Here is a 23,994-nt window from a genome sequence, read left to right on the forward strand (position 1 = left end):
ACCTTTTATGACTGATCTCACTCCCCGCGAAATCGTATCTGAGCTTGACCGTTTCATCATCGGTCAGAAAGACGCCAAACGGGCCGTCGCCGTTGCGCTGCGCAATCGTTGGCGCCGCAAACAGCTGTCTGATGACATTCGCGAAGAGGTTTACCCCAAAAACATCCTGATGATCGGCCCAACCGGTGTTGGCAAAACAGAAATCAGCCGCCGGCTTGCAAAGCTTGCCCGTGCACCGTTCATCAAAGTGGAAGCCACCAAATTCACGGAAGTGGGATATGTTGGCCGAGACGTGGAACAAATTGTGCGTGATCTGGTGGACGCAGCGATCATCCAAACCCGCGAGCACATGCGCGAAGATGTGAAAGTCAAAGCCCACGCTGCCGCCGAGGACCGCGTGATCGAAGCCATTGCAGGCACTGATGCCCGCGAAGCGACGCGCGAGATGTTCCGCAAGAAGCTCAAAGATGGCTTGCTGGACGATACGGAGATCGAACTGGAAGTGGCGGACACCTCCAACCCTATGGGCGGCATGTTTGACATCCCCGGCCAGCCCGGTGGCCAGATGGGTATGATGAACCTCGGCGATATCTTCGGCAAAGCGCTTGGCGGGCGCACTGTCAAAAAGCGTATGACTGTGGCCGAGAGCTACGAGGTGCTGATTTCTGACGAAGCAGACAAGTTGCTGGACGACGAAACCGTCAACACCGCCGCTCTGAAAGCGGTTGAGCAAAACGGAATCGTGTTCCTGGACGAAATCGACAAGGTCTGCGCCCGCCAAGAGGCGCGTGGCGGTGATGTTTCCCGAGAAGGGGTTCAGCGTGACTTGCTCCCCTTGATCGAAGGCACCACGGTTTCCACCAAACATGGTCCTGTAAAAACCGACCATATCCTCTTTATTGCCTCGGGTGCGTTCCACATCGCAAAGCCCTCTGACTTGCTGCCGGAACTTCAGGGCCGCCTGCCTATCCGCGTGGAATTGCGCGCGCTCACCGAAGAAGATTTCGTACGCATCCTGACGGAAACCGACAACGCGTTGACACGTCAGTACACTGCTTTGATGGGCACCGAAGAAGTCATTGTAACCTTCACCGACGATGGCATTGCAGCGCTTGCCAAGATCGCAGCGGAAGTAAACCAATCGGTGGAAAACATCGGCGCGCGTCGCCTCTACACCGTGATGGAACGGGTTTTTGAGGAACTCAGCTTCTCTGCACCAGATCGATCCGGCGAGGAAATCACTGTCGATGCGGCCTTTGTAGAGACGAATTTGGGCGAATTGGCAAAATCCATGGACGTCAGCCGCTACGTACTCTGATTTCTTCTGGTTCCACAACTCGAAGCCAGCCATAGTCCCGGAGAGTTTTCTTTCCGGGGCTTTCTTTTGCGCACTGTGTGCCAAAGGCCCAACCACATTGAGCCAATACAATGGTTTCCACCCGCGCATTCCTGCGGCAAAACGGGCGCTTTCTCTTGCCCGGTGCCGCGTTGATGTTTCTGTCCTGCTTTGGGCAGACCTTCTTCATCGGAACCTTTGCGGCCGATATTCGCGCCTTTTTTAACCTGTCTCATGGAGACTGGGGCGCCATCTATATGCTGGGTACAGGAACTTCCGCTTTGGTCATGCTGTGGGCTGGCACATTGGCTGATCGTATCCGTGTGCGCCTGCTGGGCCCGATGATGCTCATCCTGCTGGCATCTGCGTGTTTTGCACTTTCACAACTCACATGGGTCTGGGCATTGCCTATCGTGATACTTGTGCTGCGGTTTACCGCTCAGGGCATGCTGCCACATATTTCAGCAGTGGCCATGGCTCGGTGGTTTTCCGCATCTCGCGGCCGTGCGTTGGCCTTTGCAACAATGGGCTTCATGCTGGCAGAGGCGATCATGCCTGTCACTGTCGTCTGGCTCAAAGCCCGTGTGGAATGGCAAATGATTTGGATCGCAGCCGCTTGTTTTTGTCTGATCATGGCGCCGGTCATTTTCGTGCTCTTGCGCCAAGAGCGGGAGCCCAACAGCATCGTTTCCGAAAACTCCACCTTTGGTATGCAAAGCCGCAACTGGACGCGTAGGGAGGCCATTCGGCATCCGGTTTTTCTCTCTGCAATTCCTGCGATGATGGCGTTCCCGGCATTTGCTACCGTGTTTTTCTTCCAACAGGCCTATTTTGCAGAGATCAAAGGGTGGTCCCATCTCTCCCTTGTCGCAGTCTTCGCGCTTGGCACCATTTCTTTTGCGGTGTCGACCTTGATCTATGGCTGGTTGATCGACCGATTTGGCGCCGCGCGTCTTATGCCTTTTTACCTTCTCCCGCTTGTGGCCGCGTTTACGATCCACGCATGGGCACCCTCGGTGAATTGGGTCGCAGTCGGCGTTATTCTGATGGGTATGGCAGGGGGAGGCATGGCCACATTGCCTGCATCGGTCTGGTCCGAGTTCTTTGGTACGGCGCATCTTGGCGCGATCAAAGCCACTGTGGCTGCCTTTGGCGTGCTGGGATCTGCGCTTGGACCAGGTTTGTCCGGATGGCTGATTGATGCAGATGTCGCCTATGAAAGCCAGCTCCAGGGGTTTGCCGTTTGTTTTGCTCTCGCAAGCGCCGCGATGGTCATCCCCTTTGCCCGGGCGCGCCGCAGCCTACCGACGCCGTAGATAAACGTAGTACGCTCCGGTGCCGCCGTGTTTGATGTGCGCTTCAGCAACCTGCAAAATGCAACTTTTCATCGGGGGCAGGGCAAACCACTGCGGGACCTGATGTTTGAGCACACCACGGCGCGTCGGAATGGGTCCGTCATCACGTTTGGATTTGCCTTTGCCAGTGATGACCAAAACCAGTCTTTTTCCCTCGGCATGGGATCGCATGATGAAGCCGGTCAACGCTCCATGCGCCTGATCGGCGGTCATTCCATGCAAGTCGATTTTGCCTTCAGGAACCAGCTTTCCGCGTTTCATACGGCCGAAAGCTTTCTTGTCCATTTGCACAGGCTGTCGCGCCACGCGATCTGAAACAGAGCCCATCAGATCATGCCCACGCAAATCACTCGATGCCCGTGACCCAACTTCAAAAGCGGGTAGAGCAGGCGACGCGTCCCGCACTCGTGGTTTCTTCTGCGGTTTGGGCTTGGGCAGCGGCAGATCATGTGACTTCGCTGCTGGGTTCAGTCGTTCAGCCGTGTCAGCCACCTTGCGCCAAAGCGCAACTTCATCTTCGCTCAGTTTTCGGCGTGTCACAGAACGGACTCCGGCAACATTGCATAGGCGCGTTGGATGGGCAGCAGAACCACCATCCGGCCGGGATCCTTCAACGTCCCAGCAGCGCGGCCAGCTGCATCTCCGGTACCAAAGAAAATATCGGCACGCTGCGCGCCTTTTATGGCAGAACCGGTGTCCTGTGCGATCATGAGACGGCGCAGAGGACCTTTGCCATCTTTCTCCACCCAAACTGGGGCGCCAAGTGGCGTAAAAGCCGGATCAACGGCAACGGAGCGCATCTCGGTAATGGATCGGTTCATGGCGCCAAGCGGGCCCTTGTGCGCTGGCACACGGCTGACTTCCCGAAAGAACACAAAGCTGTCGTTGTGCCGCAACAGCTCCGCCCCTTCGGCAGGGTTGCGCTTCACCCAGTTTTTGATGACCTGCGCGCTCACTTGATGCGCGCCGTAGATGCCACGCCGCACGAGTTCTGCACCCACTGAGCGATACTCATGCCCGTTTGCACCGCCATAACCAACGCGAATATAGCCACCATCGGGCAAACGTACCCGCCCAGATCCCTGAATTTGTAGAAAGAAAAGCTCAACAGGGTCGTCGACCCAAGCGATTTCCAACCCACGGCCGTCCATCGCAGCGCTGGTTTCAATCTCTCGCCGTGTTAGCCACTGCCCACCACGCCGCACCTCTGGCGGCACGCGGTAAATCGGAAATTGATATGGCCCGCCTGGGCGACGCGCGCCGTCGAGTTCAGGCTCAAAATATCCGGTAAACAACGCATCCCGATCTGCTTCCTCTATCAGGACAGGCCGAAACAGCAGCTCAAAGAACTTGCGCGCATCCGAAATGCCCGAGGCTGCGGCACAGACGGTTTGCCAATCTGGTGCATCCAGATCAGCACATGTGTTCAAAAACACTTGTCGGGCAGCCTCGTGATCATCCTCTGCCCAGCCTTCAAGCTCTTCAAATGATAGGATTTTCATGGTTGTTTCGGACATCGCTGCGCTCCCGGCCATGACACCAGCCATCACATGGGCTGCGGCCAACGCCGCCCGAAACATCCCAATCATTCGCCTGTGGCAACGAGCTGCCAGTTCGGGTCATCAGATCCCATGACACGGGCAAATGTCCAAACGTCTTTCTGGCGTTTGATCTGGCTGTCGCTGCCTTCAACGATATCGCCGCCATTGTCGCGCACAACATGGGTCAATTCCCCGATGAAGCGCACAGAGATCTCGCCTTCCTTGGTCGCATCATCAAAGGTCGCATCCTGAAGCACCATTTCACGAACGCCAATGAATTCGCTTTCAACGGTCAGACCTTTGTCCTCGCGCATCTGAACCACATAGGCAAAGCTCTCATAAACCTCTTCTCCAAGGAAATCCTTGATCGACGCAAGATCGCCTTTTTCAAAGGCCATCAGGATCATCTCATAGGCGCCACGGGCGCCACCAAGGAAGTCATTCACGCCAAACTGCGGTTCTGCGGACTTCATTTTAGCAAGAGCGTCAGCCTGCGGGCTGCCCTCTTCTGCATGGTCAAGAATGTCCTGATCCGGACCACCTTCGATCACTTCGAGCTCCGGCCCGCGACGACGTGATGGCGCTGTTGTTTCCTGACGAGGAGGCTCAAAGCCGTCCCGTGTGCCCAAAACATTGCGCAGGCGCAGGATGAGAAACACAGCAATACCGGCAAGAACCAGAAGTTGAAGTAGGGAGGAGTTCATTTGAACCTCTTGTTGGGCATGGAAACAACTGTCTCACGCACTTATGTAAGTTACAGGCGGGGTCAAGTCCACCTCACCGGAGATGACATTGGAGTAAAGCGAAGATGTGGCTGTTGTTGGCCTTTGTTACGGTCCCGATGATTGAGATCGCCCTGTTTATCAGCGTTGGCGGTGCGATTGGCTTGTGGCCAACGCTTGCAATTGTGCTTTTGACCGCGATGCTTGGCACGCATCTTGTGCGCTCTCAAGGGCTCGCCGCGATTGGAAATGTACAAAGATCTTTCAACGAATTGAATGATCCTACCGAGCCTTTGGCGCATGGGGCCATGATCCTGATCGCTGGCGTCCTGTTGCTGACACCTGGTTTCTTTACCGACGCGCTTGGTTTTGCCTTGCTGACGCCGCCATTTCGCTCCGCTGTATTTCATTACGCACGCAAACGCGTTCGGGTGCAAAGTTTCACGATGGGAAGCGCAGGTTCTGCTCAGTTTCACGCAAACACATCGCAGCGCCCGCCCCACAGCGCACAAGCTAATATTATTGACGGGGAGTTTTCCGAAATCGATCCGTATGCGAAACCTGTGACCAATCAGGATGAGACGGTCAAAAAGCCCACACATTCACCCTCAGGTTGGACAAAGCATTGAGGCACTAAGTCTGACCTGATAAAGCAGGCCAAACGTGTTTTTTTGGAGATCCCAATGGCGGAAACAGAAAACGGTGCTGCACAGCAGGCACCTCAGCTGAAGATGAATGTTCTGACCCAATTCGTGCGCGACATGTCGTTCGAAAACATTCTTGCACAAAAGGGCTCCAGCGCGAACCCGCAGCCTGATGTTCAGGTTCAGGTCAATCTGGACGCAAAAAAGCGCGCAGCGGACAACCAGTTTGAAGTGGCCATCAAGCTGAACATCACCGCCAAGAACAAAGATGACGGTGCTGAAATGTTCATCCTGGAAATGGACTACGCCGGTGTCTTCCACATTGAGGGCGTGCCTGAAGATCAGCTGCACCCGTTCCTTCTGATCGAATGCCCACGCATGTTGTTCCCGTTCGTGCGTCGCATCGTGTCTGACGTGACCCGTGACGGTGGCTTCCCGCCGCTAAACCTTGAAACAATTGATTTTGTTGCACTTTACCGCGCAGAACTGGCGCGTCGTGCACAAGAACAGAGCGAACAGCCTGTCGCAAATTGATCAGTTGGGCGCTGCCCTTTGGCAGCGCCTCACCAAACTAGCCGAGTTTGGTCCAGAGGGCATTTTCGCCCATTTTCTCTACAAAACCTCTATGCGCTTCTGCCTCGGCCTCCGTAAGCCGGGAGGGCAATGGCGTTGGACGGGCGCTCGGCCGCCAATCATCCTGAATGGCCGTGCTTTTCTTTTCTGAAGTGTTGTCAGAGGCCAGAACCAGATCTGGTTGGCGTCCCCCGATCAGCTCCAGATACACCTCCGCCAAAATTTCGGAGTCAAGAAGCGCGCCGTGCAGCGTCCGTGAGGAGTTGTCGATCCCAAATCTGCGGCAAAGAGCATCCAGCGTGGCAGGAGACCCCGGAAATTTCTTACGTGCCATTTCCAAGGTATCAACGGCGCGTTCCATCGGGATTTGCGGCAGGTTCATCCAGCTCAGTTCGGCATTCAAGAATTTCATGTCGAACTTGGCATTGTGGATGACAAGCTTGCTGTCATTGCCGATGAAGTCGAGAAACTTTTGGCCAAACGCGTTGAACACAGGTTTGTCGCGCAGTGTTACCTCTCCCGGCGCTGCGTCGCGGGGGATATCCAGGAGATCTGGGCCAATCCCGTGCACCTTGAACGCCTCATCCGGCATGGATCGCTCAGGATTAATATAGACATGAAATGTCTCGCCGGTTGGCAGGTGATTGTAGAGCTCCAACGCACCGATTTCGACGATGCGGTCACCAGAAAACGGATCAAAGCCCGTGGTTTCCGTATCAAGTACGATTTCACGCATGATCCAACTGTCCTCTGATGGTTTTCACAATCTTCTCCACCTGAGACCGGGCATGGTCAAGTGTATCCGTTTCTACCACATAGTCTGACAATGCCACTTTTTCTTCATTTGGCATCTGTTTTGACCGGATGTGTTCAAACTGAGCTTCGCTCATCGTGCCACGTTCCAGCACGCGGATTCTCTGCAATTCAGGTGAAACAGAGACACATACAACCGCGTCCATCGCTGCATCGCCACCTGTTTCAAAGAGCAACGGAATATCAAAAACGAGGATTTCAGAGTCAGTCTCGTTAATGAAATCCGCGCGATCCTGGGCAACCAAAGGATGGACGATCTTTTCGATGGTGCTCAACACAGACGCATCTTGTGCAATCAGCTCTTTCAACCGATCTCGCGAAACCGCTCCATCTTCAATCGCGTCTGGTAGTGCCGCTGAAATGAGGGCTACAGCTGCGCCTCCCTTAGCATAGATCCGGTGCACCGCTGCATCCGCATCCCAAACCGGGCAACCCAATTCTGAAAAAAACCTAGCTGTCGTCGATTTCCCCATGCCGATTGAGCCGGTCAAGCCGAGCTTGAATACCTTTTTGGTCATCCCAAAACCACCTGCCGTGTGGCTTCATCCACAACAGGGCGGCGGCCAAACCAACGCTCAAAACCCGGCACCGCCTGATGCAGCAACATACCAAGGCCATCAACGGTCACACATCCGCGCTCCTGGGCGGTTTTCAGGAAATTTGTGACCAGAGGATTATAAACCAGATCCGTGACAACAGTTTCGCTGCGCAATCCGTCCATGGGAATCCGAAGCTCCGATTTCCCAGCCATGCCAAGAGAGGTTGTGTTCACGAGCGTCGCTGCTTCTTCAAGAATATTGCCGGCTTGCACCCATTCGACAACTTTGACACGCGCACCAAAATCCTCCCGCAACCTATCTGCGCGCACGCGCGTCCGGTTCGTTAGCAAGATTTCTGGCACGCCTGCGTCTAGAAGTGACGCAACCACAGCCCGCGCGGCTCCACCTGCGCCCAAGACCACCGCCGGTCCGGCCTCGGCCTGCCAATCCGGTGCGCCATGACGCAGATTTTCGATAAAGCCGTATCCATCAGTGTTGTCACCAACGATGCTGCCATCCGGGCGGAAAATCAGCGTGTTCACCGCACCGATCAATGTCGCGCGGTCCGTGATCTGGTCAACAAACTGAACGACACGCTCTTTATGAGGAATGGTGACGTTACATCCCACAAACCCCATTTGTGGCATCGCCTTAAGGACAGCCTCCAGATGCTCTGCGTCCACTTCAAGCGGCACGTAATGTCCTGCGATGCCGTAGGTCTTCAGCCAATGACCATGCAGAAGTGGGGATTTGGAATGGGCGATGGGATTGCCAATCACACCGGCGAGGGGGATCGAGGGCAAAGTCATTGTGGCAGTTCTCCCCGCAAGGTCAGATATGAGAGTATTTCAACAAGTGGCATTCCAAGGACGGTAAAGTAGTCTCCGTCTACTTTTTCAAAAAGCCGCACGCCTTCCTCCTCGAGTTTATACCCGCCGACCGAATGGCGTATGCTTTCAAAATTTCGGGCCAGATAGTCTTCAAGAAACGCGTCGCTAAAGTTTCTCATGAACAGGCGTACCACACCGACAAAACGCCATAGTGGCTCGCCATTCTGATAGATCACTGCGGCAGACAAGAGCATATGCCGATTTCCACGTAGCATCAGGAGCTGGTTGCGCGCGTCATCAATGCTCGCGGGTTTGGAAAAGATCGTGCCCTGAAAATCAAGCACCTGATCACAGCCAAGTACCATGGCCTCCGGCCGCTTCAGGCTCACCTTACGCGCTTTGGCCTCCGCGAGCGCATCCGCAACATCTCTTGGTGGCGCGCCTTCCGCCTGCAAAGATCGGCGGATCATTTCTTCATCAACACGCGGCTTAACAACTTCGTAACCAAGATTGGCTTTATGTAGGAGCTGAGCCCGTATCTCGGAACCCGAAGCAAGGATCAGGGGTGCGGCCATGTGGATAAATCCGTGGAGAAGGAAAGGAACATCTGGTGAGTCCTTTCTGGAAATTTCTGTGAGATTTTGCAAGCTGGGGAAACTCACCCGGACTTCACGGAAATCCCCCGTTTTTCTGCACCGTGGATGAGGAAAACTTTGCTTGGGGGAGGAATCAGCCACATACTGGTTCATCCTCACGTTTATCCACATTCATGCACACGTCATCTTGTTCTCAAGTCTTTGACTCTCATAGACTCTTTTCACTTTAGCCCCAGATGTGGGAGTCTTCTTAGATATTCTATCCTCCTGTGTAAAACTGCGGGGGAAAACCCATAATCCACAGGTTTGGAGCTCCCAACAAAATCATCATCCTTTTCTAAATATATTTATTTATTTAGAGAGGGTGAGCTCGTACCAAGGATCGAAACCGCATGGGTTACTTTCTCGTAGACATTTACCCCTATGTCCTCGCTTTCCATATCATGGCTGTGATCAGCTGGATGGCAGGGTTGTTCTATCTCCCACGGTTATTTGTTTATCACGCGGAACGGGCAGAGCAGGGGGATCAGCTCGACGAAACGCTTAAGATCATGGAATACAAGCTTCAGCGCTATATCATGGCACCAGCCAGCGTTGCTGCTTGGCTTGCAGGTCTCACGCTGGTGCTTACGCCTGGTATTGTCGATTGGTCGTCAGTTTGGCCTTACACCAAAGCGTTTGCTGTGATTGCCATGACAGGGTTTGATCACTGGCTCATGCAAATGCGAAAGAAATTTGATCGCAACGAGAACACGCTTACTGGGCGCCAACATCGAATGATGAACGAAGTACCGACAATTTTGATGGTGATCATCGTTGTCTCGGTTGTGGTGAAATTCTGAATTTATTGACTCAGAAGAGGGAAAGCCCTATCTGAGTCGACAACTGGCCCGTCCGGGTTAAGTGTATCCCTTATATAGAGCACATGATCTGCCCCGTTTCGGGCAGTACAGGATTGTTTCATGACACAAGAAAAGCTCGCTCTTGGCGATCTGAAGGCCAAAAGCCCTAAAGCGCTCTTGGCGATGGCCGAAGAGCTGGAGATCGAAAACGCCTCCACCATGCGTAAGGGCGAGATGATGTTCCAGATTCTGCGCGAACGCGCGGATGATGGTTGGGAAATCTCCGGTGATGGTGTGCTTGAGGTACTTCAGGATGGTTTCGGCTTCCTGCGCTCTCCAGAAGCCAACTATTTGCCGGGCCCGGACGATATCTATGTCAGCCCGGAGATGATCCGCCAGCATTCTCTGCGCACCGGTGACACCGTGAATGGCGTTATGACCGCGCCTGGCGACAACGAGCGCTATTTCGCGCTGACTGGCGTGTCTCAGATCAACTTTGAAGCGCCAGAGAAAGCCAAGCACAAGATCGCGTTTGACAACCTCACGCCGCTTTATCCGGATGAGCGCCTGAAGATGGAGATCGAAGATCCCACCATTAAAGACCGCTCTGCACGGGTTATCGATCTGGTTGCGCCGATTGGTAAGGGCCAGCGTTCCCTAATTGTTGCGCCGCCGCGCACTGGTAAAACCGTTCTGTTGCAAAACATCGCGCACAGCATCGAAGCGAACCATCCGGAGTGTTACCTGATCGTTCTTCTGATCGACGAACGCCCGGAAGAGGTGACGGACATGCAGCGGTCTGTGAAAGGTGAGGTGATTTCCTCTACCTTTGACGAACCGGCCACCCGCCACGTTGCTGTGTCTGAAATGGTGATTGAAAAGGCAAAGCGCCTTGTGGAGCATAAACGAGATGTTGTGATCCTTTTGGATTCTATCACAAGACTTGGTCGTGCCTTCAACACCGTGGTGCCATCTTCCGGTAAAGTTTTGACCGGTGGTGTGGACGCCAACGCTCTCCAGCGTCCCAAACGTTTCTTTGGTGCTGCTCGTAACATTGAAGAGGGTGGTTCGCTGACCATCATCTCGACTGCGCTGATCGACACTGGCTCGCGGATGGACGAGGTGATCTTTGAAGAATTCAAAGGTACGGGTAACTCTGAGATTGTTCTGGATCGTAAGGTTGCAGACAAACGTGTTTTCCCTGCGATCGACATTCTCAAATCTGGTACTCGGAAAGAAGATCTGCTCGTCGACAAGGGAGATCTGGCCAAGACATTCGTATTGCGCCGTATCCTCAACCCGATGGGCACCACGGATGCTGTGGAGTTCCTGCTTGGCAAACTCAAGCAGACCAAAACAAATGGCGAGTTCTTTGACTCGATGAACACTTAAGGAATGTGAGATGGCCTATGTGCCAGACACAATTTTCGCCTTAGCAACGGCCCCCGGTAAAGCGGGGGTCGCTGTCGTTCGTGTGTCCGGTTCCAGAGCCACAGAGGCGGGTAGGGCGCTTTTCGGCGATCTGCCCAAACCACGCTACGCTGCTTTGAAGATCCTGAAGGACAGTGAAGGCCGTCGTTTGGATCAGGCCCTGGTGCTCTACTTTCCGGACAAGAGCAGCTTTACCGGCGAAGAGGTCCTTGAGCTGCATTTGCATGGTTCAACAGCTGTGGTGAATGCGGTTCTTCGTGAACTCTCTGAGATGGATGGGCTCCGGCTCGCCGAAGCAGGAGAGTTCACCCGCCGTGCTTTGGAAAACGGATGTCTTGATCTGGCCCAGGTCGAGGGGCTCGCTGATCTGATTGATGCTGAGACCGAGGCCCAGCGGCGGCAGGCCTTGCGGGTTCTGTCAGGTGATCTCGGAAATCTTGCAGGCAAATGGCGCACGGATTTGATCCGCGCCGCTGCTTTGATTGAAGCGACAATCGACTTTGCCGACGAGGAAGTCCCTGTAGATGTCACGCCGGAAGTCACTGAGCTTCTGTCTGGCGTACGAAATGAGCTTGATCGGGAGATCGCAGGTGTCGATACGGCTGAACGCATCCGAACCGGTTTCGAAGTCGCCATCCTCGGTGCGCCAAATGTTGGCAAGTCCACGCTGCTCAACGCACTTGCTGGTCGCGAGGCCGCAATTACCTCTGAATATGCCGGGACAACACGCGACGTGATCGAAGTCCGCATGGAGCTTAGCGGATTGCCGGTGACTTTGCTGGATACCGCCGGGCTTCGTGAGACTGAGGATCACGTGGAGGGGATCGGCATTCAGCGTGCACGCGAGAGGGCAGAGGCTGCGGATCTCCGTGTATTCCTTCAAACTCAGGATGAAGCGCCGGATTTCGAACCGCTGCCAGAGGATGTGATCAGAACGGCGAAGGCAGATACTTTGTCTGATCCCAAAAATGCGATTTCAGGCAAAACCGGATTTGGTGTCAGCGAATTGGTTTCAGAGATCACCGAGAAGCTTTCTGAACAGGCCGGACGATCCGGAGTGGCGACGCGCGAGAGGCATCGGATTGCGATGAAACGCGCATCAGAAGCGCTGGATGCAGCGCGTGCTGTTCTCGCTCACGGACCAGATCACTATGATATTGGTGCTGAAGAGTTACGAACCGCGATTCGTGCTCTTGATTCCATCGTTGGTCATGTCGATGTAGAGAACCTGCTGGACGAAATCTTTTCGAGCTTTTGTATCGGGAAGTGATTCAAATCTGAGGAGTGTTTCACGTGAAACATTTTGACGTCATTGTTGTGGGCGGAGGACACGCCGGAACGGATGCTGCGTCGGCGGCGGCGCGTATGGGTGCTTCAACAGCTCTAGTCACCTTGAAGAAATCAGGCATTGGCGTCATGTCTTGCAATCCTGCCATTGGTGGTCTTGGAAAAGGCCACCTTGTGCGTGAAGTAGATGCGCTTGATGGGGTCATGGGGCGTATCGCGGATAAGGCTGGAATTCAGTTTCGACTGCTCAACCGTCGTAAAGGCCCAGCTGTACAGGGCCCACGCGCGCAGGCCGATCGAAAGATATATCGCGAAGAAATGTTGGCGGAAATTGAAGCCACACCCAACTTGACCATTGTGGAGGGCGAGGCAACTGACTTCCGAATGGAAGGGCAGGCGGTGCGGGGGGTCGTCCTCGCAGATGGATCAGAGATCTCGGCGCATTCTGTTGTACTCACCACAGGGACTTTCCTAAGGGGAGTCATCCACATCGGGGATGTTTCTCGCCCTGGCGGCAGAATGGGGGACGACCCGTCTGTCAAACTTGCGGAGCGCATTGACAGTTTTGACTTGCCACTTGGCCGGTTGAAAACAGGCACGCCTCCACGTCTGAATGGCAAAACCATCAAATGGGATCTACTCGACAGCCAACCGGGAGATGATGATCCGGTGGTTTTCTCGTTCTTGAACAATGCGCCAAGCGCCCGGCAGATTTCTTGCGGCATCACGCATACGAATGAGAAAACACATGAGATTATCCGGGAAAACCTAGATCGCTCGGCGATGTATGGTGGCCATATCGAAGGCGTTGGGCCGCGGTATTGCCCATCTATCGAAGATAAGATTGTGCGTTTTGCGGATAAGACCTCGCATCAGGTTTTTCTGGAACCAGAAGGTCTGGACGATCACACGGTTTACCCAAACGGCATTTCGACGTCGCTCCCAATGGACGTTCAGGAAAGCTATGTGCGGTCGATGTATGGTTTGGAAGATGCAGAAATTCTACAGCCAGGGTATGCGATTGAATACGACTATGTCGATCCGCGAGCTCTGGATGCGGCGCTTGGTGTTAAGGGCGTACCAGGTCTATATCTTGCGGGACAAATCAACGGAACCACTGGATATGAGGAAGCTGCGGCGCAAGGTCTCGTTGCTGGCTTGAATGCGGCTTTGGCAGCACAAGGCAAAGAGCCCCACCATTTTAGCCGATCGGACAGCTATATCGGTGTCATGGTCGATGATCTTATCACGCGCGGTGTCACAGAGCCCTATCGTATGTTCACCTCACGTGCAGAGTTTCGCTTGTCTTTGCGTGCGGATAACGCAGATCAGAGGCTCACACCAATTGGGTTGGAGCTGGGTCTCATTGGCGAAACGCGGAAGTCGGTGTTCTTAAACAAGCAGGAGAAGCTAACGTTTGGCAAAGCCCTCCTCGAAGAAACTGGCTATACGCCAAAACAAATTAATGCTGCGGGCATTTCTGTTAACCAAGATGGTAACCGTCGCACAGCATTCCAGGTTCTCGCTTTCCCTGAAGTGAGCTTCGGAGATGTCGTGGAGCTGGATCCTCGCTTTGCTGAGATAGACGAAGATATCCAACTTCAGCTTGAGCGTGATGCGCTTTATGCAAATTACATCGAGCGGCAAAAGCGCGATGTCGAGGCAATGCGCAGAGATGAAACGCAGATTATCCCGTCTGATTTCGACTTCGATGTGATCGAAGGTTTGAGCAACGAGTTGAAATCCAAGTTGAATGCCGTACGTCCAGCGAACCTGGGGCAGGCGGGGAGGATTGATGGCATGACACCTGCGGCTCTTACTCTGCTTCTTGCTAAGTTGCGCCAGGCCCAGAAAGCGAAAACCGCCTAATGAACTGTCCAGAGAACATTCGTGACGCATTGAATGTTTCACGTGAAACATTCCAACGTCTTCAGATCTTGGCGGACTTACTGGTTAAGTGGAACCCGAGAATTAACCTCGTTTCTAAGTCCACACTCGACGCCTTATGGGAACGTCATATCCTGGATTCGGTTCAGGTGATGCGTAGCGCACCTCATAATGTGGCGCATTGGGTGGACATTGGCAGCGGAGGTGGTTTCCCTGGATTGGTCATTGCGCTGATGTCGGAAGAGCCAACTGCGCCGCAGAAGGTAACGTTGATTGAGAGTGATCAACGTAAGTGTGCCTTTTTGCGGACGGTTTTGCGAGAGACCGGTGTGAAAGCAGCTGTTTTGACAGAACGTATCGAGAAAGCACCTCCGCAGAATGCCGACGTTCTTTCTGCACGCGCGCTGGCGGATCTTCCGTTGTTGTTTGACTTTGCAGAGCGACATTTGCGGGCAGATGGCGTTGGGCTGTTTCCAAAGGGAGCAAGCTGGCAAAAAGAGCTTAAATCCGTACAGGAATCGTGGTCATTTGATTGCGAAGTGGTAAAGAGTATTACGGACTCTCAAGCAGTCATCCTGAAGGTCGGAGAACTGAAACGTGACGGATCCAACGCGCCCTAAGGGCCCCAAGATTATCGCTGTCGCCAACCAAAAAGGTGGGGTTGGTAAAACCACAACAGCCATAAATCTCGCCGCTGCTCTCGCAGAGCAGAAATGTCGTGTGCTTTTGGTGGATCTTGATCCTCAAGGCAACGCTTCAACGGGGTTGGGCGTAGAGGTCGAAGATCGTCAGAACACAACATATGACCTGTTGACCGGTGAAGCCGAACTTGAGGACGTGGTTCAAACGACGGACTCGGAAACCATGTGGATTGTTCCGGCAACAGTTGATCTGAGTTCGGCGGACATTGAGTTGATGACCAATGAAAAGCGCAGCTTTTTGTTGCATGACGCCCTACGTCAGCATGCTATGGATGCCTATGATCTGGACTACATATTGATTGATTGTCCGCCATCCCTCAACTTGTTGACTGTTAATGCAATGATCGCGGCACATTCGGTCTTGATACCGCTTCAAAGCGAATTTTTCGCACTTGAGGGATTGTCACAACTTATGCTGACCGTGCGTGAAGTGCGACAAACGGCAAATTCAGGACTGCGCATTGAGGGCATCGTTCTGACCATGTTCGATGCACGAAATAACCTGTCTCAACAAGTGGAGCAGGATGCGCGGGATAACCTCGGTGAGTTGGTGTTTGAAACTAAAATCCCTCGGAATGTGCGTGTTTCTGAGGCTCCCTCTTACGCACAGCCGGTTTTGGAGTATGATCCAACATCCAAGGGTGCAGAGGCATATCGAGCCCTGGCCAAGGAGCTGTTGGTCAAAAACTATAAAGTCGCCGCTTAAAGGAGGCCGGTATGGCAGAGAAAAAGAAACCACGTGGCCTTGGCCGCGGCCTCAGTGCATTGATGGCGGATGTGACCGAAGATAAGAGCGCGCAAGTCGCGCAAACACCTCGTCGGGCAGATATGGTTGTCCCAATCGAGCGGATTGAGCCAAATCCTGATCAGCCGCGCCGTGACTTCACACCTGAACAGCTGGACGATCTGGCGAATTCCATTCGCGAAAAGGGCGTCATTCAGCCGCTTATTGTTCGGAAGAAATCTGGAGATCGATACGAGATTGTCGCTGGCGAACGCCGTTGGCGCGCTTCCCAGATGGCGAAGCTGCATGAGCTTCCGGTCATCGTCCGAGAGTATGATGACACTGAAGTTCTCGAGATTGCAATCATCGAGAACATTCAACGTGCGGATTTGAACCCGGTTGAAGAGGCGATGGGCTATCGCCAATTGATGCAGAAGTTTGGTCACACGCAGGAGAAGGTGTCTGAAGCGCTCGGCAAAAGCCGAAGCCACATCGCAAACTTGATGCGTCTGCTCAATCTGCCGGATGACGTTCAGATGATGTTGCGGGAGGGAGAGCTCTCGGCCGGTCATGCGCGCGCCTTGGTGACCTCGGAAAATGCCTCAGAGCTCGCCAAGAAAGTTGTGAAGGATGGTCTTTCTGTTCGCCAGACTGAAAAACTCGCGAAAAAAACAGGCTCTCTCGTCGAGCAAATTAAAAAATCTCGCCCAAAGACCCATAAGGACGCCGATACAGTCGCGCTAGAAGGCGATCTTTCCGCTAATTTGGGCATGAAAGTCAGCGTCGATCATACGTCTGGCGGAGAATCTGGTAAAATTACCATTAGTTATCAGACACTTGATGATCTAGACGAACTGTGCCGGATTCTGTCTTCTACGCGTTAGGTCGCGTCCAGAGGAAAAAAAGTACCGCGCCTAAAACCACCGTTTGAATGATCAAAACGGTGGTTTTGACACCTAGAGCCAATGAAATAGCAAAAACCAACATTATGGACAGTGTTGCTGCCCTTTTTGCGCTTGGTCTGATTGCACCATTGCGATGCCAATCATCAATCATCGGACCAAAGAGTTTGTGACTGAGGAGCCAATTGTGCAGCCTCTCCGATGAACGTGCGAAACAGAAAGCTGCGAGCAGCAAAAAGGGTACGGTCGGCAAGAGGGGGAGCACTACGCCGACCAAGGCAAACGCGACACACATCAATCCGCAGATCAGCCAAATCGCGCGCATTTAGTCCACCAAAAGTTCCGACAGGACAGAATTTAGCACCATGCGCCCTTGTGGCAAGACGCGCAGATGTCGCGCTGTCTTTTCAATCATGCCAATTTCGACCATGTGATCCACGCGGGGCCCTTCAAGAGCGTGCCCGGAGAGGGCCTCGTAGCGGGCCAGATCGATACCCTCGCTCAGGCGAAGCCCCATGAGAAGGAATTCCGCGGCTTGGCCATCTCTGGAAATCACCTCGTCCAGACTTTCTCCATTTCCGTCTTCCGCAGTCTCCAGCCACTTGTTCGGATTCTTCCAGGTCTCTATCGCGTGACGTTTCCCGTTAAGTGTCAGCCGGGCATGCGCCCCGGGCCCAATTCCTGCGTAATCGCCGTAGCGCCAATAGATTTGATTGTGCCGAGATTCAGAGCCTATGGCTGCGTAGTTGGAAACTTCGTAAGGCAACATGCCCGCTTCAGCGCAGATCTCCTGCGTTGTTTCGTACATGTCTGCAGCAAGATCATCTTCTGGCAAGCCACGCAGCTTTCCACGGTTGTAGCGATCGCCGAAGGCTGTGCCTTGTTCAATTGTGAGTTGATATAACGAAAGATGATCTATCGCCATCGACAGAGCTTCTTTCAACTCGGCCTGCCAATCGCTCAAGGATTGATCCTGGCGTGCATAGATCAGGTCAAAACTTACCCGATCAAAAGTTTTGCGCGCTATTTCAAAGGCTTTCTTGGCCTCTGATACAGTGTGAATACGGCCTAAACGCTGTAAGTCTCTGTCATTCAGCGCCTGAATACCCATGGAAATTCGGTTTACCCCGCCTGCGCGATAAGCTGCGAACCGACCAGCTTCAACAGATCCTGGATTCGCCTCAAGCGTGATTTCCATGTCGTTTGATGTGGGCCAGAGTTTTCGCACGCGTTCCAGAATGGCTGCGACGATATCTGGATCCATTAGGCTTGGGGTGCCTCCACCAAAGAAGACAGTATTGAGCACGCGGCCCGGCGCCTGAGCTGCGACGCGGTCCAGTTCGCTGAGATAGGCGTGTCGCCAGCGATTTTGGTCGATTTCACGGCTTACATGGCTGTTGAAATCGCAATAGGGGCATTTGGCCTGACAGAACGGCCAATGTATATACAGGCCAAAGCCCCCGTTTTGCCAATCTTCAGCCAAAACAACCCGCCACAAAGGCTTTCACCGCGCGTCCGCGATGACTGATCTTGTTTTTGGCCCAGCGGTCCATTTCCGCGAAGGTGACATCATGTCCTTCGGGCACAAACATCGGGTCATAGCCGAAGCCATCTTTGCCGCGCATAGGCCATACAAGATGCCCGGGAGCCACGCCCTCAAACACCTCATCATGCCCGTCAGGCCAAGCCAGAACCAGCGTGGAGCGGAATTGCGCGAGCCTTGGGTGCGGAGCGTTTACGGCCTCAAGCTCGTTGTGGGCTCGGGTCATTGCCATCACAAAGTCGCGGCCATTTTCGCTTTCGGCCCAGTCCGCTGTATAGACGCCGGGGGCGCCGTTGAGCGCGTCAATCGTGATGCCACTGTCGTCTGAGAGGGCAGGCAGACCGGTCGCCTTTGCTGCAGCGTGGGCTTTGATCCGGGCGTTTCCGACAAATGTGTCTTCGGTCTCTTCTGGTTCGGGCAGATCCATTTCTGCAGCACCGACAACCTTCACGCCAAAGGGCTCAAGGAGATGAATCATCTCCTCAAGTTTACCTTTGTTGTGTGTCGCCATCAGCAACGTTTTGTCCGTGAACTTCCGCGTCATGCCACGGCTGCCTCTTGCGCGGCAACGAGCTCTGCCACGCCTTTTTCTGCGAGATCAAGCAGTTGGTTCATCTGATCGCGGGAGTAGGTTGCGCCTTCGGCGGACATCTGGGTTTCAATCATCTGTCCGTTGGCCAGCATGATGAAGTTGCCATCCACACCTGCTTCGCTGTCTTCTGGGTAGTCCAGATCAAGCACTGGCTGACCTGCATAGATGCCGCAAGACACTGCCGCGACCGGAGAAATAAGCGGGTCAGTGGTGACGTCGCCGGCTTTCATAAGCTTGTTCACAGCCAAACGCAGGGCAACCCAACCGCCGGTGATTGAAGCACAGCGCGTGCCGCCATCAGCTTGGATTACATCGCAATCCACGGTGATTTGACGCTCGCCCAAAGCCACACGGTCCACGCCTGCGCGCAGGGAACGGCCGATCAGGCGCTGAATTTCTACGGTGCGGCCGCCTTGCTTGCCGGCAGCAGCTTCGCGCCGCATGCGGGAAGAGGTAGAGCGTGGCAGCATCCCGTATTCTGCTGTCACCCAACCCAGACCGGAGCCTTTGATAAACGGCGGCACGCGCGCTTCCAGAGAGGCGGTGCAAAGCACATGCGTATCGCCCATTTTGATCAGGCAGGAGCCTTCCGCATGTTTGGTTACATTGGTCTCAATCGACACGGCACGCATTTCATTGAGCTGACGTCCAGAGGGGCGCATGGGAATTTCCTTCTCTTGATTTCTTTTGGGCATAGCCGCGCGGGCAGGGCGGGTGCAACCCCGATTGACCAACGCCGATTGACCTTTGTGCTTGAGCCTATTTTATTGAAGAGCAGAAGGCACGGGCAGATGACAGACACCACTAAAATCCTCGAAGAAATGAACGATCGCAGCCGAGAGGTGTTTCGCCGTGTGGTCGAAGGCTATCTTGAAACCGGCGATCCGGTTGGATCCCGCACGCTCACCCGGTCTCTGTCGGAAAAAGTTAGTGCGGCGACCATTCGCAATGTGATGCAGGATCTGGAATACCTTGGCCTTCTGGACAGTCCGCATGTTTCGGCAGGCCGCGTGCCGACGCAGCAGGGCCTGCGCATGTTTGTGGACGGTCTCCTTGAAGTTGGCGATTTGGATCACGGAGATCGCAAGAAGATCGATGCCACGTTGGGCGAAGGCGATAAGGATGTGAGCAACATGCTTGATCGCGTCAGCACGGCGCTTTCTGGCGTCACACAGGGGGCTTCGCTGGTTCTGGCACCCAAACATGAGGCACCTGTCAAACACATCGAATTTGTCTCTCTCGCACACGATCGTGCTCTGGTGGTCTTGGTGTTTGCGGATGGGCATGTGGAGAACCGTCTTTTTACACCGCCACCGGGGCAAACACCCAGTTCCATGCGCGAGGCTGCGAATTTCCTCAATGCTGTGGCTGAAGGGCGCACGCTGAGTGAGGTAGGCAAAGCCGTACGGGAAGAGATCGCGCGCCGGCGCCAGGAAATCGATACGCTGGCTGCTGATCTTGTGGAAAGCGGTTTGGCACTTTGGGCCGGTGAGGGTGGACAGGAAGAACGTCTCATTGTCCGCGGGAGAGCGAATCTTCTTGGTTCTGGTGGCGAGGAGCAGGATCTGGAGCGTATCCGCACGTTGTTTGATGACCTTGAACGTAAGCGCGACATTGCCGATTTTCTGGAACTTGCCGAACAAGGCGATGGTGTGCGCATTTTTATTGGCTCAGAGAACAAACTTTTTTCACTTTCGGGTTCCTCTTTGGTGGTGTCTCCCTATATGAACGCTGATCGAAAGATCGTGGGTGCTGTTGGGGTCATCGGACCCAAGCGCCTAAACTATGGACGTATTGTGCCGATCGTGGATTACACGGCGCAACTGGTTGGAAAATTGATCTCCGACCGCGGTTAGAGGTGAAAAATGGCTGAGCCGAAAGACAACGAGTTTCTGGACGACATCGCAGAAGCCGAAGCCGAAGAATTTGCTCAGAGCCTTGATGAGCTCGCAGATGAGGCGGTGGAACTGGATGAGCTGCGTGCCGAGCGTGACGAGCTGAAAGACCGCTGGATGCGTGCGCTGGCAGATGCTGAGAACGCCCGCAAACGTGGCGACAAAGCGCGTCGCGATGCAGAGCAATACGGCGGCTCCAAGCTGGCCCGTGACATGCTGCCTGTCTTTGACAATATGAAACGCGCAGTTGAATCGATCACTGAGGAGCAGAAAGAGGCCTCCTCTGCGCTGATCGAAGGTATTGAGCTCACGATGCGCGAGCTGCTGAAAACTTTCTCCAAGCACGGAATCGAAGTGATCTCCCCTGAAGTGGGCGATAAATTTGATCCAAACGTGCACGAAGCGATGTTTGAAGCGCCTGTTCCCGGCACCAAGGCGGGTGACATCATTCAAGTTTCCGCTCAGGGCTTCATGCTGCACGACCGTCTTCTGCGCCCGGCACAGGTTGGCGTGAGCTCCACTCCAGCTTAACTGACAGAATTATTGAACTAAAAAAGCCTCCGATCACACGGAGGCTTTTTCTTTGGGTAAAGGGGAGAATTAGGTCTCCGCCAGATCCTTCAATTCATAAATGAGGTTCAGAGCCTCTCGCGGGCTCAACGTGTCCGGATGCACATCCGCGAGTTTCTCTTGCAAGGGAGTAGGTCCCGCTGGTGCAGAGGGCACAGGCGCAGGCGTCGCAGCAAAGAGCGGTAGATCATCAATCAACGCTTTCTGTGCCTGACCTTCCCGCTCACCTTTTTCCAACGCATCCAATACCACACGGGCCCGCGATACCACCGCTGCGGGCAGGCCTGCCAGCTGAGCCACCTGAACGCCGTAAGACCGATCTGCGGCCCCCTGCGTGACCTCATGCAGGAAGATCACTTCACCTTCCCATTCACGCACCGCAACTGTCGCATTGTCCACACCTGGCATCTTCCCGGCAAGCTGTGTCATCTCGTGATAGTGCGTTGCAAAGAGCGCGCGGGATTTGTTCACATCGTGCAGATGCTCGAGTGTTGCCCAGGCAATCGACAAGCCGTCATAGGTCGCGGTCCCACGTCCAATCTCATCCAAAATGACCAAGGCGCGGTCGTCAGCTTGATTGAGGATCGCGGCGGTTTCGACCATCTCCACCATAAATGTGGAGCGTCCTCGCGCCAGATCATCGCTCGCGCCCACGCGACTGAAAAGCTGGCTGACCAATCCGATCCGTGCACTGTTTGCAGGCACAAAACTTCCCATCTGTGCGAGCAGGGCAATGAGTGCATTCTGGCGTAGGAAGGTCGATTTACCGGCCATGTTTGGGCCTGTCAGAAGCCAAATGCTCGCAGTATCGCCACCTGAAAGGTCACAATCATTGGCAACAAACGGATCACCGGTTTTGCGCAAAGCTGCTTCCACAACCGGATGTCGCCCGCCTTCGATGGCAAAGTCCCGACTGTCGTTAACCTCAGGTTGGGTCCATTTCTCATTCGCTGCCAGCTCTGCCAAAGCCGCAGATAAATCAAACTCCGCCAGGCCTCTGGAAGCCGCTGCAACCTCAGCGGAGCGATCCAAAATCGCGCTTTTTAAGCTGTCATAGAGCCGTTTTTCGATCTCGAGCGCCCGGTTTCCGGCGTTCAGGATCTTGGTTTCCATTTCGCTTAACTCAACCGTGGTAAAGCGCACCTGATTGGCGGTGGTCTGACGATGTATAAAGGTTTCAGACAGGGGCGGAGACATCATCGTATCCGCATGCTTTGCGGTGGTTTCGATGAAATATCCAAGCACATTGTTGTGCTTGATCTTAAGCGCGGTGATGCCGGTTTGCTCGCTATACTGTGCTTGCATGCCAGCAATCACACCACGCCCCTGATCGCGCAACTCACGGCTTTCGTCGAGCTCTGCGTCAAAGCCGGGGGCAATAAAGCCACCATCGCGTGCAAGAAGCGGCGGCTCTGCGATCAGCGCGTCTTCCAGAAGATCAAGCAGCTCCTCATGCCCGGACAGTACCCGACGTGCTGCTGTTAAATCATCTGGCAAATCACCAGAAAAAGCTCGTTCTGCCAAAAGGCTTGCTTGGCCGAGGCCGTTCCGGATGGCAGCCAAATCCCGAGGACCGCCTCGGTCCAACGCGAGCCTAGACAGGGCGCGGTCCAAATCTGGCACCTTGCGTAAAGCTTCACGTAGATCCGCTGCCTCGCCACGTTGATCAGCCATATAGCTGACGGCATCCAGCCGCCCGCGAATGGCTGCCAAGCGTAGAGAGGGCGAGGACAAGCGTTGCTCTAACAAGCGTGCGCCACCGGCGGTCACTGTCCGGTCTATCGTTGCGAGAAGCGATCCGGCCCGTCCGCCAGAAAGGCTTGCTGTTAGCTCCAAGTTCCGTCGTGTCGCCGCATCAATTTGCATCACGCCCTGCGTCGCTTCGCGCACCGGCGGTTGCAACAGCGGCAATTTTCCCTTTTGGGTCAGCTCTAAGTAGTCGACGATCGCACCAAGTGCTCCGGTCTCGGGCCGCGAAAATGCGCCAAAGGCTTCAAGAGACGACGCTTTGAACAGCGCAGAAACCCGTTTTTCCGCTGAAACAGAGTCAAAACTACCGCGTGACACAGATGTCAGCGGCACCCCCATATCATCGACAACCGCTCCGAGCTCACCTTCCGAGCCTTCTGCCACCAACAACTCACTTGGCGCCAAGCGTGCAAGTTCAGGCCCCAGTCGTACCGGCGCCAAAGGCATCACATGCAGCGCACCTGTCGAAATATCGGCCCAGGCCAGCGCCGCCTCATCTCGCACCACAGCGTAAGCTGCCAAAAAGTTGTGTCGTCGCGCATCCAGCAGGCTGTCTTCGGTCAACGTGCCTGGCGTCACCAGCCGCACCACATCCCGTTTCACCACCGCTTTGTAGCCACGCTTTTTCGCCTCTGCCGGGCTTTCAAGCTGTTCACAAACGGCGACACGAAAGCCTTTGCGGATGAGGGTCAGAAAATACCCTTCTGCGGCGTGATGCGGGACGCCACACATGGGGATCTCATTGCCTTCATGTTTGCCACGTTTGGTCAGGGCAATATCGAGCGCCTCTGCCGCCGCCACAGCGTCGTCAAAGAACATCTCATAAAAATCACCCATCCGGTAAAACAACAGCGCATCCTGATACTGCGCTTTGATGTCCAGATATTGCGCCATCATCGGCGTGACGCCCGGCTTGTCGCCC

The 23,994-nt window shown here is 54.4% G+C and carries 25 protein-coding genes; 13 read left to right on the forward strand and 12 right to left on the reverse strand.

Annotated elements, in window-relative coordinates:
* Positions 1-7: 7 nt before the first annotated feature.
* Both hslU and ACO07T_RS05045 read left to right on the forward strand, forming a co-directional pair.
* Positions 8-1,318, forward strand: a complete 1,311-nt coding sequence (gene hslU, locus ACO07T_RS05040) for an ATP-dependent protease ATPase subunit HslU (protein ID WP_422048504.1) — start codon at positions 8-10, stop codon at positions 1,316-1,318.
* A gap of 110 nt (positions 1,319-1,428) precedes the next feature.
* Complete coding sequence (locus tag ACO07T_RS05045; RefSeq protein ID WP_422048505.1) at positions 1,429-2,652, forward strand: MFS transporter; 1,224 nt, start codon at positions 1,429-1,431, stop codon at positions 2,650-2,652.
* Here the strand turns inward: ACO07T_RS05045 and ACO07T_RS05050 are convergent.
* Genes ACO07T_RS05050 through ACO07T_RS05060 form a run of 3 tightly spaced genes read right to left on the reverse strand, consistent with a single transcriptional unit; the run spans position 2,638 to position 4,936 of the window.
* The gene (locus ACO07T_RS05050; RefSeq protein ID WP_422048506.1) at positions 2,638-3,231 is read right to left on the reverse strand and encodes a Smr/MutS family protein; all 594 of its coding nucleotides are present in this window, start codon (positions 3,229-3,231) and stop codon (positions 2,638-2,640) included. The two genes, ACO07T_RS05045 and ACO07T_RS05050, sit on opposite strands and share 15 nt — an antisense overlap.
* Positions 3,228-4,280 (reverse strand): murein transglycosylase A, encoded by a 1,053-nt coding sequence (locus ACO07T_RS05055; protein ID WP_422048507.1) that lies wholly within the window; start codon positions 4,278-4,280, stop codon positions 3,228-3,230. The genes ACO07T_RS05050 and ACO07T_RS05055 overlap by 4 nt, the downstream gene beginning before the upstream one ends.
* A complete protein-coding gene (locus ACO07T_RS05060) occupies positions 4,277-4,936 on the reverse strand; it encodes a Tim44/TimA family putative adaptor protein (RefSeq protein ID WP_422048508.1) in 660 nt (219 codons plus the stop codon). The genes ACO07T_RS05055 and ACO07T_RS05060 overlap by 4 nt, the downstream gene beginning before the upstream one ends.
* Before the next feature lie 104 nt (positions 4,937-5,040).
* Between ACO07T_RS05060 and ACO07T_RS05065 the strand changes: the two genes are divergently transcribed.
* Both ACO07T_RS05065 and secB read left to right on the forward strand, forming a co-directional pair.
* Positions 5,041-5,583 carry an FxsA family protein gene (locus tag ACO07T_RS05065; protein ID WP_422048509.1) on the forward strand — a complete coding sequence of 181 codons (543 nt, stop codon included), beginning with the start codon at positions 5,041-5,043 and terminating at the stop codon, positions 5,581-5,583.
* Positions 5,584-5,637: 54 nt separating this feature from the next.
* Positions 5,638-6,132 carry a protein-export chaperone SecB gene (gene secB, locus ACO07T_RS05070; protein WP_209058244.1) on the forward strand — a complete coding sequence of 165 codons (495 nt, stop codon included), beginning with the start codon at positions 5,638-5,640 and terminating at the stop codon, positions 6,130-6,132.
* Positions 6,133-6,169: 37 nt separating this feature from the next.
* Here secB and dnaQ read toward each other — a convergent pair whose 3' ends face one another.
* The 4 genes from dnaQ to ACO07T_RS05090 are packed head-to-tail and all read right to left on the reverse strand — an operon-like array spanning position 6,170 to position 8,928.
* Positions 6,170-6,907 (reverse strand): DNA polymerase III subunit epsilon, encoded by a 738-nt coding sequence (gene dnaQ, locus ACO07T_RS05075; protein WP_422048510.1) that lies wholly within the window; start codon positions 6,905-6,907, stop codon positions 6,170-6,172.
* Positions 6,900-7,502 carry a dephospho-CoA kinase gene (gene coaE / locus ACO07T_RS05080; RefSeq protein ID WP_422048511.1) on the reverse strand — a complete coding sequence of 201 codons (603 nt, stop codon included), beginning with the start codon at positions 7,500-7,502 and terminating at the stop codon, positions 6,900-6,902. The genes dnaQ and coaE overlap by 8 nt, the downstream gene beginning before the upstream one ends.
* Positions 7,499-8,332 carry a shikimate dehydrogenase gene (locus ACO07T_RS05085; protein ID WP_422048512.1) on the reverse strand — a complete coding sequence of 278 codons (834 nt, stop codon included), beginning with the start codon at positions 8,330-8,332 and terminating at the stop codon, positions 7,499-7,501. The genes coaE and ACO07T_RS05085 overlap by 4 nt, the downstream gene beginning before the upstream one ends.
* Entirely contained in the window at positions 8,329-8,928 is a 600-nt protein-coding gene (locus tag ACO07T_RS05090) for a Maf family protein (RefSeq protein ID WP_422048607.1), read from the reverse strand. Before ACO07T_RS05090 ends, ACO07T_RS05085 begins: the two co-directional genes overlap by 4 nt.
* A 413-nt stretch (positions 8,929-9,341) precedes the next feature.
* On the opposite strand from ACO07T_RS05090, the gene ACO07T_RS05095 reads away from it, so the two are divergent.
* The 7 genes from ACO07T_RS05095 (at position 9,342) to ACO07T_RS05125 (ending at position 16,705) form a co-directional block, all read left to right on the forward strand.
* Positions 9,342-9,791, forward strand: a complete 450-nt coding sequence (locus tag ACO07T_RS05095; RefSeq protein WP_422048513.1) for a CopD family protein — start codon at positions 9,342-9,344, stop codon at positions 9,789-9,791.
* A 120-nt stretch (positions 9,792-9,911) separates the two neighbouring features.
* Entirely contained in the window at positions 9,912-11,183 is a 1,272-nt protein-coding gene (rho, locus tag ACO07T_RS05100; protein ID WP_209058261.1) for a transcription termination factor Rho, read from the forward strand.
* A gap of 10 nt (positions 11,184-11,193) precedes the next feature.
* Positions 11,194-12,492 (forward strand): tRNA uridine-5-carboxymethylaminomethyl(34) synthesis GTPase MnmE, encoded by a 1,299-nt coding sequence (mnmE, locus tag ACO07T_RS05105; RefSeq protein ID WP_422048514.1) that lies wholly within the window; start codon positions 11,194-11,196, stop codon positions 12,490-12,492.
* Between the two features lie 23 nt (positions 12,493-12,515).
* Entirely contained in the window at positions 12,516-14,378 is a 1,863-nt protein-coding gene (mnmG, locus tag ACO07T_RS05110; protein WP_422048515.1) for a tRNA uridine-5-carboxymethylaminomethyl(34) synthesis enzyme MnmG, read from the forward strand.
* The gene (gene rsmG, locus ACO07T_RS05115; RefSeq protein WP_422048516.1) at positions 14,378-15,016 is read left to right on the forward strand and encodes a 16S rRNA (guanine(527)-N(7))-methyltransferase RsmG; all 639 of its coding nucleotides are present in this window, start codon (positions 14,378-14,380) and stop codon (positions 15,014-15,016) included. The genes mnmG and rsmG overlap by 1 nt, the downstream gene beginning before the upstream one ends.
* On the forward strand, positions 14,994-15,803 hold the full coding sequence (locus tag ACO07T_RS05120) for a ParA family protein (protein ID WP_422048517.1): 810 nt from the start codon (positions 14,994-14,996) through the stop codon (positions 15,801-15,803). Before rsmG ends, ACO07T_RS05120 begins: the two co-directional genes overlap by 23 nt.
* 11 nt (positions 15,804-15,814) lie before the next feature.
* Positions 15,815-16,705 carry a ParB/RepB/Spo0J family partition protein gene (locus ACO07T_RS05125; protein ID WP_422048519.1) on the forward strand — a complete coding sequence of 297 codons (891 nt, stop codon included), beginning with the start codon at positions 15,815-15,817 and terminating at the stop codon, positions 16,703-16,705.
* On the opposite strand, the gene ACO07T_RS05130 is transcribed toward ACO07T_RS05125, so the two are convergent.
* From ACO07T_RS05130 to rph, 4 genes are read right to left on the reverse strand one after another with little or no spacing between them, the layout of a single operon-like run.
* Positions 16,695-17,048, reverse strand: coding sequence for a YbaN family protein (locus ACO07T_RS05130; RefSeq protein WP_422048521.1), 354 nt, complete (start codon positions 17,046-17,048; stop codon positions 16,695-16,697). The genes ACO07T_RS05125 and ACO07T_RS05130 overlap by 11 nt on opposite strands.
* Entirely contained in the window at positions 17,049-18,206 is a 1,158-nt protein-coding gene (hemW, locus tag ACO07T_RS05135) for a radical SAM family heme chaperone HemW (RefSeq protein WP_422048522.1), read from the reverse strand.
* Positions 18,199-18,810: an RdgB/HAM1 family non-canonical purine NTP pyrophosphatase gene (rdgB, locus tag ACO07T_RS05140; RefSeq protein ID WP_422048523.1), complete on the reverse strand. Its 612-nt coding sequence runs from the start codon at positions 18,808-18,810 to the stop codon at positions 18,199-18,201. The genes hemW and rdgB overlap by 8 nt, the downstream gene beginning before the upstream one ends.
* The gene (gene rph / locus ACO07T_RS05145; protein ID WP_209076312.1) at positions 18,807-19,520 is read right to left on the reverse strand and encodes a ribonuclease PH; all 714 of its coding nucleotides are present in this window, start codon (positions 19,518-19,520) and stop codon (positions 18,807-18,809) included. Before rph ends, rdgB begins: the two co-directional genes overlap by 4 nt.
* A 129-nt stretch (positions 19,521-19,649) precedes the next feature.
* On the opposite strand from rph, the gene hrcA reads away from it, so the two are divergent.
* A complete protein-coding gene (gene hrcA, locus ACO07T_RS05150) occupies positions 19,650-20,714 on the forward strand; it encodes a heat-inducible transcriptional repressor HrcA (RefSeq protein ID WP_209076310.1) in 1,065 nt (354 codons plus the stop codon).
* A 9-nt stretch (positions 20,715-20,723) separates the two neighbouring features.
* Positions 20,724-21,284, forward strand: a complete 561-nt coding sequence (locus tag ACO07T_RS05155; RefSeq protein WP_209076308.1) for a nucleotide exchange factor GrpE — start codon at positions 20,724-20,726, stop codon at positions 21,282-21,284.
* A gap of 69 nt (positions 21,285-21,353) precedes the next feature.
* Here the strand turns inward: ACO07T_RS05155 and mutS are convergent, their stop codons facing one another.
* Positions 21,354-23,969 (reverse strand): DNA mismatch repair protein MutS, encoded by a 2,616-nt coding sequence (gene mutS / locus ACO07T_RS05160; protein ID WP_422048608.1) that lies wholly within the window; start codon positions 23,967-23,969, stop codon positions 21,354-21,356.
* Positions 23,970-23,994: the final 25 nt, after the last annotated feature.

This window comes from Shimia sp. (genome assembly GCF_965227725.1).
Classification (GTDB): Bacteria; Pseudomonadota; Alphaproteobacteria; order Rhodobacterales; family Rhodobacteraceae; genus Shimia.